This is a genomic window from Pseudomonas sp. yb_2 (genome assembly GCF_043103905.1).
Classification (GTDB): Bacteria; Pseudomonadota; Gammaproteobacteria; order Pseudomonadales; family Pseudomonadaceae; genus Aquipseudomonas; species Aquipseudomonas alloputida.
On the sequence record NZ_JBICKH010000039.1, the window covers coordinates 22,051 to 36,687 of the forward strand.

Genomic DNA, 14,637 nt, shown 5'->3' on the forward strand with positions numbered 1-14,637 from the left:
CCGCCGCGCCGGGAGAAACACATGCCGTACCGTCTGTTGTGCCTGGCCCTGCTGCCCATTGCCCTGGCTGGCTGCCAGGGCAGCAACCCGTATGTGGCCAGCAGCCGCCCGTTACCACCGGCCCCCGCCCAGGCGGCCACCACCTTCGACGCCAGTGCTTACCCTGCGCCCGCTCGTGATTATGGGCACTACCGCAGCTGGAGCTGGCGCAACGGCCAGTTGCCCAGCGGCACTGTCGATGCCGACCCGGCGCAACTGGCCGATGCCGTCAGCGGTGCGCTCGACCAGCATGGCCTGCGCCCCTCTCGCGCAGGCCCTGGCGACTTGCTGGTGAGCGCCGATATGCGCCTGGAAAAACGCTTGCGCCAAGTGCGTGACTACGACACCTACGACCCCTACTACGGGCCGTACCCCTATGGAGGTGTCGGCTATGGCGGCTACCGCCACGGTTATGGAGGCTATGCCAGCGTGCCCATCGTGCGTACCTACGAGGTCGAAGTCCTGGTGGTGCGCATCGACCTGTACGACGCCCGCAGCGGCCAGCCGGTCTGGAGCGCCAGTGCCGAAAGCAGCAGCAACAAGGACTCGCCCCGCGAACGCGAAAGTGCCTTGCGCGACTCTGTGCACAAGGCACTCAGCGGCTATCCTCCCAGTTAATAGCTAACGGAGAACCATCATGTTGCGCCGTCTCGTTCTACTGTCATTCGCGTTGTTGCTCGCTGCCTGCTCGAGCAACAACGTCCAGCAGGATTTCGATGCCAGCCGCGATTTTGCCGCCTACCGTAGCTGGGCATGGCAGGAGCCGGGCCTGCAGTACCGCCCGGATGACCCGCGGATCAAGAGCGACCTCACCGAGCAGCGCATTCGCCAGGCGGTGGCAGACCAACTCGACCAGCGCGGCCTGCGCCCGGTACAAGGCGGAGCGCGGCCCGACCTGACAGTACGCACATACCTGATCGTGGAGCAGCGCCAACAACAGATCACCACCAACTACGGCGGTGGCTGGGGTGGCTACTGGGGCGGCTACTGGGGTGGCCCGATGTACAACGAAACCCGCAGTGTCGACTACAAGGTCGCCACCATCCAGGTCGACATGTTCGATGGGCGTGACGGCAAGCTGGTATGGCGCGGCAGTGCCGAGCAGATCATGAACAACTACCCGCCAAGCCCGGAAGAACGCAACAGCGCAATCCGCAATACCGTGGCCAAGGTGCTGGGCAACTACCCACCGGGCAGCAAAAAATAGCGTTGGAACGCGGCTTTTGCATGCACCGTGGCCCGGCGGGAGCGGGTTTACCCGCGAAGCAATTGGCCCGGTGCATGGCACCGGCTTCGCGGATGTTCGCGGGTGACCCCACGCCTACATAGATGGCGACTCCGAGTACGACTGCGTCACCGGCCTGGCCTGTGTCAGCTACGACAAAATCCATTCCACGCACGCCTTTTTTCCGATGCCAACCGCACTCCCCCGCACGTTCCCGTCTATCTTCTTTTAAGGAAACCTGACTGACCGGGTAGAAGTGTTCAACATTTGGGAAAGGCGACCTGCCAATGCAAAGCATTGTTCTCCTGCTGTGGCTTGCCTTGTGCTCCGAACAGGATGTGCGTCAACGCCAGATCTCCAACGTGCTGACCCTGGGGGCGGCTGGCTGCGCCCTGGCCTGGCTGTTCAGCACCGGTCACAGCTGGATAGGCGCCGAAGCCAGCGAGGCCGGTTGGGCGCTGGCCATCGTCATGCTGCTGACCCTGCCAGGCTACATGCTCGGCCGCTTCGGCGCCGACGACGTCAAGCTGATGGGCGCCCTGGCCCTGGCCACCAGCCCGCAATATGTGCTCGGCACCTTCATTGGCGCGGGTGTCACTGTACTGGTCTGGCTACTGACCCGCCGCCGCCTGTGGACGCTGCTCAACCCCAAGGTAAAGAAGCGTTTGCAGGCTCTGACCGAAGAAATGGGCGACAAGCAGGCGTTCGTCCCCTATGTGTTATCAGGTTTTCTTCTAACGGCCGTATGGATCCAATAACCCTTCCAGTGGTCCGATGACTTGTACAGACCTTGTACATATTCGCTGAGTGCGACTACTTTTAAGCTGCCAGAGCGTCTGGCACGGGAGCAGGGCCGTATAAGAACAGGGAGTTGATCGTGTCCAGATCAGTGAGTGAAGTAAAGGTGTTGGTGGTTGATGACCAACCGGTCATTGTCGAACAGCTGAGTGAATTCCTTCAAACCAAGGGCTATGCCTGCGTTACAGCCCTCTCAACCGACGAAGCCATCGAGCACTATGTGGCAGACCCGACCATCGGCTTGCTCATCTGTGACCTGCACATGCCAGATCGGGATGGCATCGAGCTGGTGCGCGCCTTGAAGGAAATCAACGGCAGCCAGCGCACGTTCGAAGCCATCATGTTGACAGGGCGTGCCGAGAAACAGGACTTGATCCGGGCGATACGCGAAGGGTTTGCCGATTACTACCAGAAGCCGATGGACCTTGATGAACTGCTGGCAGGCGTCCGCCGGCAGGAAGAGGCCTTGCTGGAGCGCCAGCGCAACATCCGCGATCTGGGTGGGCTGAACCAGCGCTTGCAGGAACTGGCCGAGTCGGTGGACGAACTGTATCAGGACCTGGAAAAAGCCCGTGGCCAAGGCACTCACCGGCGTGCCAGTGATGCAGAAGAAAGCGAAAGCGAGCTGCCAGCAGCGTTCGAGAAACTGTCTCCACGCCAGCTGGAAGTGGCGCGCCTGGTAGGCAAGGGCAAGACCAATTACCAGATCGCCTGCGAACTGGGCATTACCGAAAACACCGTGAAGCTCTATGTGTCTCAGGTATTGCGTTTGACGCATATGCACAACCGCACCCAGCTGGCTCTGGCGCTGACCCCCAGCTCGTCACCCGTGCACCAGCGGTTCACGACCCATTGAGTGAAGGCTCGGCTTACCATCTGGAGCGGCCTCGTGCTGCAAAGGCTGCTCCTGCAAGCCCATAGTTGCCTGCTACAACTGGATCGCCAGGTTCAACGACAGCCGCGGCCCACGGTCCAGGCTATCCAGCGCCACATCCGCCAACGGCTTGGCCACTTCCAGCGTCACATTGAACACATGCCCACCCCCTAACCGCACACCCAGCGCCACCGAAGCCAGATGGGCGTCCTCCACCGGTCCCCGGTTATGCCAGGCCTGAGCGGTATCCACCACCGCATAGGGTTGAACCTGCGCAAGCCATCTACTGCGCACGCTGTAGTTGAGCCCGTAAGCCACACCCCAGCCCTTGTCACCGTCCGCCTGATCGCGCGGGTAACCGCGCCCGAAATTCTGCCCGCCAAACCCCACACGCTCGCTGTCGGGCAAGCGATCATCACTCCAGTACAACGCCCCGGACACCACCCCCTGCCAGTTATCCAGCAGCGTGTCGCTCTGCAAACCGGAAAGCCGCAAGCGCAGGAAGTCGAGATCGTAGTCAGCATCGCTGCGTGCCCCCAGGTAGTCCAGACCCTGATGGACCCCGGCACTGACGATACGCAAACGCCCCTGCTCCACCTTGCGCCAGTCACCTTCGAATGACAGCGCCCGCACATAGGTGTCGTATTTGCGAGACGTTGGCTGCTCGGCCATCCGGTCTTCATCATGCTCACTGACCGAGTACAGGTGGCCCTGCACCGCCAGCCACTCATTCGGCCTGACAACCACCGGCTGACGCAGGCCGATCGCATAGCGCTCACTGTCGTGCTCGCGGGTGATATCGCGGCCATCGTCCAAACGTATGCGCGTGCCGGGCTCGCTGCGGTAGCGCGACGCCGACAGCAGCAGTTGGCTACCGGCGGCGTCCAGGTACTGGCTGTAATCGAGGCGCTGGTAATAGACCCGGTCATTGCCAGGGGGCAGCAGCCAGCTGGCCGTGACGCGTTCGCCATGGCGGGTCTGGGCATTGCTGGCTACGGTGATCAGGGCCTGTGCAGCATCACGGCTGGAGTCGGCCACGGTCACAGCGGCGCTGAGCGGCTTGCGCCGCGCATGCACCGTCAGCTGGGCGACACCATCGGCAGCCCGTGCCATTGCCAGTTCGGCCTCTACCACGACCCCTGGCATGCGCGTAGCCAGGCCCAGATAGCGCTCCAGCGTTTCGCGGCTCAGTGGGCGCTCGGCCTCAATGCGCGCCAGCAACTGCTGCAAATACTCATTGGCCGGTCCAATATCGCCTTCCACGTGGTAATCACGTACGTAACCTTCGACCAGCACCACGTCGACCCTGCCATCGGCCACATCCTGAGGAGGCAGATAGGCATACGACAGCAAGTAGCCCTTCTGCCGGTAGCGTTGGGTCAGGCGCTGGGTGTATTGCTGCAATTCACCCAACGTGGTTTCGCGCCCGATCAGCGGCTGATAGTGTTCGCGCAGGTCGCCCAAGGGGAACACCGTGCCGCCCTCGAAGCGCACTTTTTGCAGCACCAGCCGGGTGTTGGCCGGGGCCCAGTCGGGGTTTTCGATAGCCGCCCCTGCCAACCGTATGCGGGGGCTCACAGGGGCGTAGTCCGTCATCGGCAGGTTGGCGCTTGGCAGACGTCGCTCGTATTCATGGCTGTCGAGAAACCCCGGCAACGGGTCGGCGTGGGCAGCAAGTGCCCAAAGCAGCAACATCAGGGGCACGACCAGAGGACGCATAGGGTACTCCATGTTCCCATGGGTTGCGGGGCACCAGCCGGTCACACCCGTCACTTGCAAGCGTAGGTGCTGGCCCGGCTGTCGTCGAACACCTACTCACTGACCTGGAACGCCACCCGCGCCGTCTGACCGCTTTCGTCCAGCGCGCTGAGTTCGGCCTGCCCGACCTGTGGCAAACGCAGCAACAAGCTGTCCTGCCCCTGGGTTTCACCCAACGGCTGGCCGTTGAGGAACCACCAGCGCCGTCCACCACCACCCAAGGCAGATACCTGCAATTGCAACGGCTCAGTGCTGGTGGCCGGGCGGCGCAGATTGTCGCCTGTGCGCACGCCGACGATCGACAGCGGTGGTGCACTGGCCGGCGCCTGCGGCGGGCAGGCCGGGTCGATGGCCGGCAAACGCGCCATGCGCCGCTCGACACGGGGTAGCCAAGGCTCCAGCGGCGCCGGCCACAGGGCGATGTCGCTAGCCTTGGCGCCCGGGCAGCTACCATCGACCCGCAAGCCCTGCTCGTTGACCCATACTTTTTCGCGCAAACCCAGGCCCAGCGGCTGGTCGGCTGCCTGCAAGGTTGGCGGCGTGGTGCCGTCCAGGGTCCATGCAAAGCGCTGACGCCGACAGTTGGTGTCCTGCTTGCTCATCGGCTGGCCCAGCGGCCAACAGATCGCCGCAACGCCGATATTCGCAGGTACCGGCGCTACCGGGACGCTGATGCCGCGTTGGCTGTCGCGATTGCTCAACAGATCGTGCACCTGCAACATCAGCGGCGCCGCCGACGCCAGGCCGAACTGTCCAGGCACCGGTGTACCGTCGGGGCGGCCAATCCATACGCCGATCAGGTAACGCGGCCCCACGCCAATCGACCAGGCATCGCGAAAGCCGTAGCTGGTGCCGGTTTTCCAGGCCAGTAGCGGGCGCTGCACCAGTTCGGCGTGCGGGTCACGGTCCGGGCGCGCCTGGCCGCTGAGAATACGCCGGATGATCCACGCCGCCCCCGGTGACAGCAACCGGTGCTCCACCAGAGGGGCCTGTGGCTGCAAGCGCACCTGCGCACTGTTGCCACCCCGCGCCAGCGCCGCGTAGCCGCCGACCAGGTCCTCCAGCCGGCTGCCGGCACCGCCCAGGATCAACGACAGGTTGGGCTCGGCAAGGGGGGGCAGTATCAACGGCATGCCCGCCATGCGCAGTTGCGCGGCAAAGCGTTTCGGGCCGTAGGCCTCCAGCAATTGCACGGCGGGCAGGTTGAGCGACAGGGCCAGCGCCGAGCTGGCCGACACCGGTCCGCTGAACCCCATGGAGAAGTTGCCAGGGCGATAGTCGCCATAGCGTCGCGGAACATCCTGCAACAGCGATTCGGAATGGATCAGGCCATCGTCCAGTGCCATGCCGTAAAGAAACGGTTTGAGGGTGGAGCCGGGCGAACGTAGCGAGCGCACCATATCGACATGGCCAAAGCGGCGCTCATCAGACAAATCTATCGAGCCCAGGTACGCGCGCACCGCCATGCTCTGCGCTTCGACCACCAGAATGGCGGCCGAGGTACGCTCCGGCAGCCGTGCGCGCCAGCCCAGCAGCAAGTCTTCGAGGCGCCGCTGAAGCGCAGCGTCAAGCGTGGTACGGATCAGCGGCGGGCTGTCAGCGCTGTTCAGGCGCCGGGCCAACAATGGCGCCAGGGCCGGCTCCTGGCGTGGCGCCAACACCAGCGGCTCCTCGGCCGCCTCGCGAATTTGCTGGGCCGGCCATACCTGGTACTCAGCCAGGCGCTGCAGCACCTTGTCCCGGGCACGCTGGGCACGCTCGGGGTGGCGGTCCGGGCGCAGCCGGCTGGGTGCCTGGGGCAGCACGGCCAGCAGTGCCGCTTCGGCAGGTGTCAGGTGCAGGGGCGACTTGCCCAGGTACGCCCAGCTGGCTGCCGCCACGCCCTGAAGCGTGCCGCCGAAAGGTGCGCGGTTCAGGTAGATCTGCAGGATGTCGCGCTTGGACAAGTGCCACTCCAGCTGCAAGGTGCGCCATAGCTGACGCAGTTTGCCGACCAAGGTACGGTCGTGCGGGTCGAGCAGCCGTGCCACCTGCATCGACAATGTGCTGCCGCCCGACACAACACGCCCGCCGCGCAGGTTCAGCCAGGCCGCGCGGACCAATGCCAGCGGGTTGACCCCTGGGTGGTTGTAGAACCAACGGTCCTCATAAGTCAGCAAAGCCTGCAGGTAAAGCGGCGAAACCTCTTCAGGGCTCACGGGGTAGCGCCACACGCCATCAGCATCGGCAAAGCGCCACAAGGGCGTGCCGTCTTCGGCCAGCACTACCCGGGCCAGGTCATCACCCGGCAGCGGCAACGGCCAGATACGATCAGCCAGCCAGAACAGGCTGCCGAGCACCAGCAGACTGATCAGCGCGGCACGCAACAACCTGCCCGCACGGCACCGTGGTCGCGCTAAGCTTGGCATCGGGAACCGACCTGGCCAGGTAATGGCCAAAGGCTTTGGGACGACAACCTCGCCGATTTTTTCATCAGGAAGCAACTATGCATGTAGAAGGTTTTTTCGAGTGGCTGGGCCAGGCACTGGGGTCGTTGATCCGCTTCATCGTCGACGCATTGAGCGGGTTGTTCAACCTGCTGGCCAATGCCGGTGGCAACTTCATCGATGGCCTGTCGCGCACCTTGGGCATGGACACTTCGCTGCTGAGCATCCTGGCCCTGATCATCGGCCTGATGCTGCTGTACTCGGCAATCCGCGCATTCATGCGCGCCTCGATCATCCTCGGAATCATCTGGCTGGTGCTGGGGCTGTGGGTGATGAGCTGGGTGATCCACTGATCTGCGCGGTCTTTGTGGGAGCGGCCTTGCGTCGCGACAGGGCTGCACAGCAGCCCCAGGCTTTCAGCTTCGCCGCTTGAATTGTCGGGGCCGCTTTGCGGCCCTATCGCGACGCAAGGCCGCTCCCACACTTTCCGCGTAGAGCGGGTCTCTAGCGGGCTTTCACCGTCATCTCCCCTTGCCCATCGCCCACGGCCTGCAGGTTCGGCCGGTACATCGATTCGACCTGCGGCGGCGGCACGCGGTAAGTGCCCGGGGTCACTGCTCGCGCCAGGTACAGCAGGTGGGTGGTGCCATAGCCCTCAAGCTTGAGCGCGGCAACATAACGGTCATCACGGTACTCCTGATGCACCACGCTGGCATTCTGCATCGACTCGCGCCACGCCTTCACTGCACTGCTGGCGTTGTCCAGGCTGGCGGCGCTTTGAGCCAGGTTCTGGTTTTCCAGCTCCAGGCCTGCCGGCAGCAGGTCCACCACCAACGCATCCGGCACGCGGTCCTCAGCCTTGAGCGCCAGGTGCACGAGCACAAGGTCGCCACTGCGCAGGTTGTGCAGGTCCAGCGGCTGGCCATTCATACCCAGGTACTCTCTGTGAATCTGCATGCCATTGCCGCCTGCCGCAGGTGCCTGGCGCGGGTAGCCGGACAAGGTCAGCTGCTGATAGAGCGTCTCACTGCCTTGGTTCTGCACGCTCAGCGGTGAAGCCAGCAACGGGCCCTCAAGCTTCATACCGGCCTCGGCATTGTTCAACTCGCGCACTTCACCCGCGCTGTCCAGGCGTGCCTGCCACTGGCCTTCCGGCTTGCCCAGCAGGCCACGGCCAGCGAGGAACAGTGCATTGCGCTCTTGGGTCGACAGCCAACGGTTGGCTGCCAGTTCATCCGACAAGGCGAACAGGCGCTGATCGACCTGGCTGCTGACCAGGTTGCTTTCCTGCAGCAGCGCCAGGATCAGTGCCTGGTCACGCAGGGCGCTGCCATAATCGGCCAGCCAGCCTTTGCCACGGCTAATGCCCAGGCCCGCCTGCAAGGCTTGCTCGGCACGCGGTTTGTCGCCCATTTTGTCCAGCGCCACTGCCAGTTGTACCAGCGGCAGACCGGAGCGGGCATCGGCGCGACGTTCGAACAGCCCGCGCAGGGCACCCAACGGCGCCTGCTGGCTGCGCGACAGCACCAGCGCCGCGTAGGCCTGCACCGCAAAGCGCGTGTGGTCGGCATTCTCGCTGTAGTCGACTTCGATCAGGTTGCGTTCCTGCAGGTAACGCAGCAGGCGCTCACTGGCCTTCTTCAGTGCCTCGGCGGGCACGCCGTAACCCTGGTCACGGGCACGCAGCAGGAAGTCGGTCACATAGGCGGTCAACCAGTACTCTTCCTCGCTGTCCGAACTCCACAGGCCAAAGCTGCCGTTGTAGCGCTGCATCCCCAGCAAGTGCTCGATGCCCATTTCGATCTTGCGCTTGCGCACATCCGCCGGCTCGCCCTTGATGCCCAGGCGCTTGAGGCTGTCGGCATCGGCGTACAGCGAAGGGTACAGGCCACTGGTGGTCTGTTCGAGGCAGCCATAGGGGTAGGCTTGCAGCGCGCGAATCTGCTCGGCAAGGTTCAGCGGCGGCCGGCTCGACAAGGCCAGGCTGGCTTCCAGGCCAGCCGGTTCGAAGGCGGCCAGGTCTGCTTCGGGCAGAGTCCACGGCTGGTCCTTCAAGGCCACACGGTAGTGCTTGAGCATTGCCGGGTAGGCCGGGCGCACGCCCAGCGTCCACTCACGTTCGAACGCATTGACCGGCTCGTTCGGCAGTTGCAGGCCCGTCACCCGGACATGCACTTTGCCCTGCCCCAGCCCTCCCTGGGCCTGCACCGGAATCATCAGCGTCGAGCGCTGCCCTTCGGCCAGGTTAATGCTCTGCACGGCGTTGGCCGCCAGGCTCAGTTGCCCATCCGTGGTGATTTCGACGCTCAGTTGCTGGGCGCGGCCGGACAGGTTGGCCAGGTCCAGTGCCAGGCTGGTACGGTCGCCACCGGCCAGGAAGCGCGGGGCCGAAAGCTCGGCAATCAACGGCGCGGCGACCACGGTCTTGCCTTCGGCCATGCCGAAGTGCTCTTCGGTCCAGGCCTGCGCCATCAGCCGCAATTCGCCGTTGAAGTCGGGGATGTCGACCGTAGCCTGGCCCTCACCCTTGTCGTCCAGCGTCACCGGCAGGCTCTGCTGGGCGACTATGGTTACCGTAGTGTTGGGTCGCTTGCCCCCCTTGGCCATCGCCGCATCGCCACCGAACGCCAGGCTGGCCAGGCGGCCTTGGCCGGCCTCGATCAACTGGCCGTAGATGTCCAGTTGATCGGCACCATAGGCCTTGCGCCCGAACAGGCTGGCGAACGGGTCGGGGGTTTTGAAATCGGTGATGTTGAGGATGCCCACGTCCACCGCCGACAACAACACATGCACCTGCTTGGGCACACTGCCATCGGCGTTGGCGGCCTTTACCTTCACTGTCAACGGCTGTTTCGGGCGCATTTTCTCCGGCGCCTGCAGGCTCAGCGCAAGCTTGCGCTCGGCGCGGTCCAGCGGCAGGTGCAGCACGCCCACGGCGCGCTTGGGCGTGGCATTGGCCTTGCGCTCACCAGGGCGGATAACCAACGCGCTGATGTACAGGTCGTGACGGGCCCAGGCCTTGTCCAGTTGCACGTCAAAGGTCTTGCCCTCGGCGGGCACATCGATCTCCTGCCACCACAGCGGGCCATCGCTGGACTCGATCATCAGGTAGCCGCTGCCCGCAGCGGGCGGAGTGACGGTGACCTTGGCGGTAGCGCCATCGGTGTAGGAGGGTTTGTCCAGCGCCAGCTTGACCTGGTCCGGCCGCACCGCGCCGCCCTCAGCGTTGTCCTGGGCACGATAGCCGGCCCAGAAGCGCTCACTGGACACCAGACCGGTCTGCGGGTCTTCGACCTCGACGCGGTACGGGCCCCATTCAACCTGGAAGCTGAGCTTGGCGGTGGAACCTGCCTTGACGCTGATCGTCTCTTCGTTCTGGGTCAGGAACTTCTCGTTGTAGGCGTAGCTCCAGCCGTCGTTTTGCGAGTAATTCCAGTAATAATCCCGGCGTTCGCGAACAAGGCGCACCTTGAGCGCGTCGGCCGCCAGTTTGTTACCGTCGCGGTCGGCCACCAGGAACTCGAATTCCACGGGCCCGTCGCTATCGGTCTCCTCACCTTCGAACAGGCCTCGCAGGCCCGGCAGGCGCTCAGCCGGCCAGATAGGCTGCTCCAGGCGCCGGGTGATCGGCCGGCCACCCGACTCCTGCAGGCTGGCCTGCACGGTCAGTTGCAGCGGAGAGCGGGCTTCGGCCCAACGGCTTTCGATATCGACCACCGCCTTGCCGGCCTGGTCAAGGGTGACTTCGTCCAGTTCCAGGTCCTGGTTCAGATCGGTTTCGGTGACCGAGCCGAATTGGTAGCCAGGCAACGCCGGTACGGCCTCGCGCAGCGGGCGTACATAGGCCTGACCGCTCAGGCGGTTGCCGGCGGCCGGCGCACCATAGAGGTAACGGCCATTGACCTGGATACGCGCATCTTCATCCGGCGAAAGCGGTGTGCTGCTGCCCTTGAGCTCCAGCGCCAGGCGCTCGGGCAGGAAGTCTTCAACGAGGAATTCATAGACCTGCTTGCGCCCGCCACCCAGGTCGAGCAGCAACTGCCAACGGCCAGTCGGGGCCTCGGTGGCCAGTTGCAACTGGTATTGGTACAAACCATTGCTGTCGGCTTCCCAGACGAACTTGCGGCTCACCTGTTCATCCGGGCGACGCACTTCCACGCTCACCGGCTGGGCTTTGACCGGCTTGCCGTCCTGGTCGCGCAGCAGGCCGTTGAGCAGCACCGTCTCACCCGGGCGGTACAGGTCACGCGGGCCGAAGATGAAGAACTGCAGCGGGTTGGCCTGAGGCCCGGTAATGTCGAATTCGGCCAGGTCCAAGGCTGCGGTGTTCAGGCGCAGCAGCGTGGTATGCACGCCCTGGGTGGCGATCAGGGTATCGGCCTTGGGCGTGATCGGCAGCTGGGCATGCCCCTTGCCATCGCTGGTGGCCTGGGCCAGCAGCTTGCCCTTCTCGTCATGGATTTCCAGGTTGACGCCGCTAAGCGCCTTGCCGCCTTCCAGGGCTTGAGCAAACACGTCGATGCGATCGCGGTAGCGGTGGGCCGACACGCCGATGTCGCTAAGGGTGAACAGGGTTGCCGGCTGAGAATAATCGTAGGTACCCGAGGCGCGCATCACTGCCAGGTACACGCCTGGCGCCTGCAACGGCTTGATGCCGGCAATCGGCAGCAACACGGTCTCGCGCGTGTTGCGCGCCGGGTTGAGATCGAAGCGGCCGCTGTAGACCAGCTCGGCCATGTCCAGGGTTTCCTTGGACTGGTAGTAGTACAGGCTGCTGTTGCGTCCCCAGTTGGCCAGGAAGGTCGAGAGCATGTCTGGCTTGATGCGGAAGAACTCGACATCCACTTTGTCGACGTTCAGGGCAATCACCGGCAGGCCTTCGGCCAGGCGCGTAGGCAGCAAAGAGCCGCGGCTGGCAAAGCCGATGGTCGGCTGCATGTCGCGGGTTTCCAGGCGGGTGATCGACTCGCTGTCCAACTGCTTGCCGTTGACTGCCAGCAGCCCCTTGTCGACGGTCAGCACCAGCTTGCGCTGCGGCTCCAGGTGGCGCAAGCGCAGCTCCATCTGGTTGTCGGAGAGTTCCCAGGCACCGTCGAGCTTGCCTTTGACGGTGTCTACCAGGTGCACCTTGGTGGTGAAGTCCTGCTTGGCATCCAGCGGTACGGAGAAGCTGATCGACAGCGTTGCCGCGCCATCGAGCTGCACTTCCGATACGTCCAGCACCGTGAGTTCGCGGCCCTCGTAGCGCTTGGCGAGCACGGTCGGGTCCTCACGCTTGGGGGCGGAGGCTTCGGCGGGCGCGGGTGCCACAGACTTCTCGACCGGTGCGGGTTTACCCGGCGTGGAAGAGTCACAGGCACTGAGCAACGCCAGCGCGCAGGCCAGCAACAATCCTTTGTTGAACATGAGATAGGAACTCTTGGGCAGCGTGTACGTGAGGGCAGCAACTATAGCTCAACGTCAGGTGCAGCACCCGGCGTTGCGCGCCAGGTCAGACCATGGTCGCGCTAAATGGTTGCCTGGTCGTTACACTGTGGCCATTCGTTAAAGGGGCACACAGCGGCCCCAAAATCTCATGGAATGCACATGCCCCAACTCGCTGCCGACTGGCGCCACCGCCCCACCCACCGCAAGGTCTGGGCGCTGGCCGCGCCGATGATCCTGTCCAACATTTCGGTACCGCTGGTGGCGCTGGTCGACAGCACGGTCATCGGGCATCTCCCGCACGCTCACCAACTGGGCGCCGTAGCCGTCGGCGCCACCTTGTTCACCTTCATGGTCGGCCTGATGGGCTTCCTGCGTATGGGTTCCACCGGCTTCGCTGCTCAGGCCGCCGGCCGTGGCGACGGTGCAGCGCTACGCCAGGTCCTGGTGCAAGGGCTGCTGCTGGCGGTCGGCTTCGCCCTGTTGATCGGCCTGCTGGCCCTGCCCTTCAGCCAGCTGGCACTCCATGCGATGCAACCCAGCGCAGCCCTGCAGCAATCCACCGAAGACTTCTTCCATACCCGCCTGCTTGGCCTGCCTGCGGCGCTGGCCAGTTACGCGCTGGTCGGCTGGTTCCTCGGCACGCAGAACGCCAGGGCTCCACTGGCCATCCTGCTGACCACCAACCTGCTGAACATCGCCTTGAACCTATGGTTCGTGCTGGGCCTGGACTGGGGTGTACTGGGCTCGGCGCGGGCGTCGGTAATTGCCGAATGGAGTGCCGCCCTGCTCGGCCTGGCCCTGACCCGCCCGGCTCTGCGGGCATACCCGGGGCAGATCGTGTGGGCAGCGCTCAAGCGCTGGCAGGCCTGGAGGCCACTGCTGGCGGTGAACCGCGACATCTTCCTGCGGAGCCTGGCACTGCAACTGGTGTTCCTGCTGATTACCGTGCAGGGCGCGCGTCTGGGTGAGGCCACGGTGGCGGCCAACGCCCTGCTGCTCAACGGCCTGCTGCTGACGGCCTATGCGCTGGATGGGCTGGCCCATGCGGTGGAGGCCTTGTGCGGCCATGCCATTGGTGCCCGTGACCGCGACACCTTGCGCCGCTCGCTGGTGGTCGCTTGTGGTTGGTCACTGATCACCAGCCTGGGCTTTGCCGGGCTGTTCCTGCTGGGTGGGCACCTGTTCATCGACTTGCAGACTGATATCGACAGTGTGCGGGCGGCGGCTTATCCGTATTTGCCCTACCTGGCGTTGCTGCCGCTGATCACGGTGTGGAGTTACTTGCTGGATGGCTTGTTCATCGGCGCGACCCGGGCGCGGGAAATGCGTAATGCAATGCTGGTTTCGGTGTTGATTGCGCTGCCGGTGGCAGTGGCCATGAGCGGGTTGGGCAACCATGGGTTGTGGATGGCGTTTCTTGGGTTCATGGGGTTGCGGGCGGTGACGTTGGGGTGGGTCGGGTGGCGGTTGCAGCAGAGAGACCTGTGGTTTGGCTGATTGGGGCCGCTTTGCGGCCCATCGCGACGCAAGGCCGCTCCCACAGGGGATAGCGAGTCGGCCTGCTTTTGCGATCCCTGTGGGAGCGGCCTTGTGTCGCGAAATGAGGGCGAAGCCCTCACATGCTCACAGCCATACACAGTCCCAATGGGGATACTCGCCAGCCCGCCGCACGAGGCCCGTCCGAATAGGGTTGGCGATGATGTAGCGGGCCACCGCTCGCACATCCTCCTCGCGACGCAAAGCCCGGTCATGAAAGCTGGTTTGCCAGATATGCCTTCTTTCAGCACCGGCCTTGTACAAGGCACAGCTGCTTCTGGATTTGAATTCGCACATCAGCCTACCCAGGCTCACTGGACCCAGCTCGATAAGCCAGTGAAGGTGATCCGGCATCAACACCCATGCCAGCGATCGACAAGCCTTGCGCTCATCGCTGAACCGCAACTGCTGGATCACGGTCCTGGCGAATCGGAAGTCTTTGAACAACGGCGTTCGGTCACGAGTGGTTGTGGTGAGCAGATAAAGGCGCCCGGATTCAGACACTCGACCGCCACGTAAACGATGGGAGCCTGGACGTTGCATATCGTCCTCCT

10 protein-coding genes are annotated in these 14,637 nt (G+C 64.1%); 6 read left to right on the forward strand and 4 right to left on the reverse strand.

Features of this window, described 5'->3' with window-relative positions; translation table 11 throughout:
• Positions 1-21: 21 nt before the first annotated feature.
• The 4 genes from ACF8FB_RS09395 to ACF8FB_RS09410 all read left to right on the forward strand — a co-directional run bounded on the left by ACF8FB_RS09395 (position 22) and on the right by ACF8FB_RS09410 (position 2,918).
• Positions 22-657 carry a DUF4136 domain-containing protein gene (locus tag ACF8FB_RS09395; RefSeq protein WP_049587205.1) on the forward strand — a complete coding sequence of 212 codons (636 nt, stop codon included), beginning with the start codon at positions 22-24 and terminating at the stop codon, positions 655-657.
• Between the two features lie 19 nt (positions 658-676).
• On the forward strand, positions 677-1,246 hold the full coding sequence (locus ACF8FB_RS09400) for a DUF4136 domain-containing protein (RefSeq protein ID WP_010951849.1): 570 nt from the start codon (positions 677-679) through the stop codon (positions 1,244-1,246).
• Between the two features lie 305 nt (positions 1,247-1,551).
• Positions 1,552-2,022 (forward strand): prepilin peptidase, encoded by a 471-nt coding sequence (locus tag ACF8FB_RS09405; protein WP_010951848.1) that lies wholly within the window; start codon positions 1,552-1,554, stop codon positions 2,020-2,022.
• Positions 2,023-2,141: 119 nt separating this feature from the next.
• On the forward strand, positions 2,142-2,918 hold the full coding sequence (locus tag ACF8FB_RS09410; RefSeq protein ID WP_392509306.1) for a response regulator: 777 nt from the start codon (positions 2,142-2,144) through the stop codon (positions 2,916-2,918).
• Between the two features lie 72 nt (positions 2,919-2,990).
• Here ACF8FB_RS09410 and ACF8FB_RS09415 read toward each other — a convergent pair whose 3' ends face one another.
• Positions 2,991-4,655: a ShlB/FhaC/HecB family hemolysin secretion/activation protein gene (locus ACF8FB_RS09415; protein WP_392511249.1), complete on the reverse strand. Its 1,665-nt coding sequence runs from the start codon at positions 4,653-4,655 to the stop codon at positions 2,991-2,993.
• Between the two features lie 92 nt (positions 4,656-4,747).
• A complete protein-coding gene (gene pbpC, locus ACF8FB_RS09420) occupies positions 4,748-7,102 on the reverse strand; it encodes a peptidoglycan glycosyltransferase PbpC (RefSeq protein WP_392511250.1) in 2,355 nt (784 codons plus the stop codon).
• A 77-nt stretch (positions 7,103-7,179) separates the two neighbouring features.
• Here pbpC and ACF8FB_RS09425 point away from each other — a divergent pair, with 77 nt between their 5' ends.
• Positions 7,180-7,473 (forward strand): hypothetical protein, encoded by a 294-nt coding sequence (locus tag ACF8FB_RS09425; RefSeq protein ID WP_004577004.1) that lies wholly within the window; start codon positions 7,180-7,182, stop codon positions 7,471-7,473.
• A 151-nt stretch (positions 7,474-7,624) separates the two neighbouring features.
• On the opposite strand, the gene ACF8FB_RS09430 is transcribed toward ACF8FB_RS09425, so the two are convergent.
• Positions 7,625-12,526, reverse strand: a complete 4,902-nt coding sequence (locus ACF8FB_RS09430; protein WP_392511251.1) for an alpha-2-macroglobulin — start codon at positions 12,524-12,526, stop codon at positions 7,625-7,627.
• A 180-nt stretch (positions 12,527-12,706) separates the two neighbouring features.
• Here ACF8FB_RS09430 and ACF8FB_RS09435 point away from each other — a divergent pair, with 180 nt between their 5' ends.
• A complete protein-coding gene (locus ACF8FB_RS09435; RefSeq protein ID WP_392509309.1) occupies positions 12,707-14,044 on the forward strand; it encodes an MATE family efflux transporter in 1,338 nt (445 codons plus the stop codon).
• Positions 14,045-14,170: 126 nt separating this feature from the next.
• Here the strand turns inward: ACF8FB_RS09435 and ACF8FB_RS09440 are convergent, their stop codons facing one another.
• On the reverse strand, positions 14,171-14,626 hold the full coding sequence (locus ACF8FB_RS09440) for a transposase (RefSeq protein ID WP_392511252.1): 456 nt from the start codon (positions 14,624-14,626) through the stop codon (positions 14,171-14,173).
• Positions 14,627-14,637 lie beyond the last annotated feature (11 nt).